General features: G+C 54.9%; 3 protein-coding genes. All 3 read left to right on the top strand.

Translation table 11 applies throughout. From position 1 onward, the window contains the following. Window positions 1–88 precede the first annotated feature (88 nt). Window positions 89–499 (top strand): acyl-CoA thioesterase, encoded by a 411-nt coding sequence (locus tag H522_RS0116335; RefSeq protein ID WP_026963128.1) that lies wholly within the window; start codon window positions 89–91, stop codon window positions 497–499. A gap of 67 nt (window positions 500–566) precedes the next feature. After that, window positions 567–1,763, top strand: coding sequence for a thiolase family protein (locus tag H522_RS0116330; RefSeq protein ID WP_026963127.1), 1,197 nt, complete (start codon window positions 567–569; stop codon window positions 1,761–1,763). Window positions 1,764–1,817: 54 nt separating this feature from the next. Beyond that, window positions 1,818–2,570, top strand: a complete 753-nt coding sequence (locus H522_RS20090) for an NUDIX hydrolase (protein ID WP_035454543.1) — start codon at window positions 1,818–1,820, stop codon at window positions 2,568–2,570. Window positions 2,571–2,647 lie beyond the last annotated feature (77 nt).

The following is a 2,647-nucleotide window of genomic DNA, read 5'->3' as shown; positions in this document are numbered from 1 at the left end:
TTATCTCTCTCTTAAAGGCCATCCCATCTGTCTTGACAAAGGCGGGTTCAATACGTCCGCTAGGAACCTGCATCGGAGGAGACAAAAGATGAAGACGTTTATTGTACGGGAACGGGTCGCATTTTGCGAAACGGATGCCTCTGGCATCATGCACTTTGCGTCCCCTTTGCGGTACTTTGAAATTGGCGAACGAGAAGCGATGCGTTCCATCAATGTTCGGGCGGGGGATAGCCGAAGGGGAGGCATGGAACTGCCACGAGTCAATTTAACCTGCCAATATCACCAGCCCCTCTACTACGACGATGAGATTGAAATTCATTCGACGTGTACCTGCATCCGCAATTCTTCAATGATTTGGCAACACGAGATTTATCGTGATGGTGAACTTTGTGTATCTGGACAACTCACATGTGTTCACGTGGACAAAGACACGCGCCGTCCAGTTCGAATACCGGATGAATGGAGAATCGGGTTGCTGGGATCTGGTGAAATCACTTGAAATCGAGGTGCGGTCGGGATTGATACGGGTATGACGCCGGGAGAACAATCGGACAGGGGGAAGGCTTGTGGCTGAGAACGTGTGGATTGTGGAGTACGCACGAACTCCAATTGGCCGCCGGGCTGGCGCATTACAGCATGTTCGACCTGATGACCTGGCCGCGCACGTGATTCAAGCGGTTCTCCGTCGGGCGGGAGTGGATGGCGGGCAGGTCGACGATGTATTTATGGGTTGCGCCAATCAAGCGGGCGAGGATAACCGTAATATTGCACGTATGGCTGTCCTATTGGCTGGACTGCCGGAACATGTCCCCGGGGTCACGGTCAACCGTTTGTGCGCATCTGGACTAGAGGCTGTGAATCAAGCCGCGCGAGCCATTGCATTGGGCGAAATGGAAATCGTCGTTGCTGGTGGCGTAGAGAGTATGACGCGTGCTCCCCTCATCTTGCCCAAACCAGAGACAGCCTATGTACGTGGTGATCAGCGGCTATGGGATAGTACATTGGGCTGGCGCATGCCAAATCCCCAATTTCCATACCCGTTGGAAAGCATGGGAGAGACCGCAGAAAACGTGGCGGAGCAGTTCAACATTTCACGTCGGGAACAGGACGAGTTCGCACTGTGGAGTCAGCAAAAGGCGTCTTCGGCACAAGCGCGGGGGATTTTTGCGGAAGAGATAGTTCCTGTTCGCGTATCTTATCGTGGCCAGGAAATTCTAGTCGACAAAGATGAACACATTCGGCCGGAAACGAGCCTCGAAGGGCTTGCCAAGCTTCCGCCTATTTTCCGCGAGAACGGTACAGTGACGGCGGGAAATTCATCCGGCATCAACGATGGGGCGGCGGCCTTATTACTGGTTTCGGAACGGAAAGGAAGGGAGCTCGGTCTGAAGCCACTGGCTCGCTATCGAGCCTCGGCGGCCGCTGGGGTCAGTCCCAGGGTGATGGGGATTGGGCCCATTTATGCGACCCGTAAAGTGCTTCGCTTAACCGGTTTGAAAGTTGACGATTTCGATTGGATTGAGCTCAACGAGGCGTTTGCATCGCAATCGTTAGCTTGTATCCGGGAACTCGGTCTACCATCGGAACGGGTCAATCCGTACGGAGGTGCGATTGCTCTAGGACACCCTCTTGGCTGTTCGGGGGCCCGGATCTTAGGGGCATTGGCACGTCAGTTGCACCGTACCCGTGCTCGATACGGCCTGGCTACGATGTGCGTAGGGGTCGGCCAAGGTGTGGCGACGGTGATAGAGGGCGTTCGCTGATTAAAGGCGTAAATTCACCTATGAGGCGTATCTGGCCATTCGGAGTGTGAGCTCATGGGAAAGTTATCATGTCAACCGCAGAGGGACAAAGGGAGTGCACCCCGTGAGTCGGCCACACTTCTCATCTGTCGCGACGCATCAGACGGGGTAGAGACGGTGGTCTTAAAGCGAGCCTCGACAATGCGCTATCTACCCAACTATCTGGCATTCCCAGGGGGATTGGTGGAAGCGGTTGATCAGTGGATGGCGCGTTGCTGTACGGTTGGTGCAGTAATTGGCGGTACGAGCGAAGATGCTCCTTATGCGGTCGCGGCTTTGCGTGAAACTGCAGAGGAAGTAGGTCTCCTATTGGCACTGGATGAGGGGGGCTCATCTACTCCTCAATGCAACTCAACGGTTCAATCTGGAGGTCAAATTCCAAGCGAGGCCCCGTGTTTACACGATGCAACGGACGGCGGGCTTAGGTTTCAATCGGCCGTGAAAAATGGGGTCAAAATTCAGTTGCAGCGACTCCGGCTGATTGGGCGATGGTTGGGTCCACACGGGCGCCCGCCCCTATTTGACACACGGTTTTACTTGATCTCGTACCGCGGGGATGGCGCCTCGGAGCTTAAGGCGAGCGGGGAAAGTCAATGGGCCCGTTGGGTCTCGCCGCGCGAGATGCTTGCCCACATTGAAACGGGTAAGGAACGGGCTGTCCCGCCAACAGTGGCAATGCTAAAGGCTCTTGGACAAGCAAAATCAGTCGGGAACTTAATGGCTCATCTATCGGTTTGGGATCCCACGTTGCCCGAAATGAAGGCGTGAACGTGTTGCTAGGACTTATCAATATGCGCCGTAAGACCCCGAGCTTTAGCTCTGGGGATATAAGGCGCTCGCCGTTA

This window comes from Alicyclobacillus herbarius DSM 13609 (assembly GCF_000430585.1).
GTDB classification, from domain to species: Bacteria; Bacillota; Bacilli; order Alicyclobacillales; family Alicyclobacillaceae; genus Alicyclobacillus_G; species Alicyclobacillus_G herbarius.
The sequence above is the reverse complement of the archived record's forward strand: the minus strand, read 5'-3'. Positions and strand labels throughout refer to the sequence as shown.

Bases quoted from the DNA above. Each gene is read 5' to 3' on its own strand.
- H522_RS20090 (WP_035454543.1), top strand. From the start codon at position 1,818: ATGGGAAAGTTATCATGTCAACCGCAGAGGGACAAAGGGAGTGCACCC.
- H522_RS0116335 (WP_026963128.1), top strand. From the start codon at position 89: ATGAAGACGTTTATTGTACGGGAACGGGTCGCATTTTGCGAAACGGAT.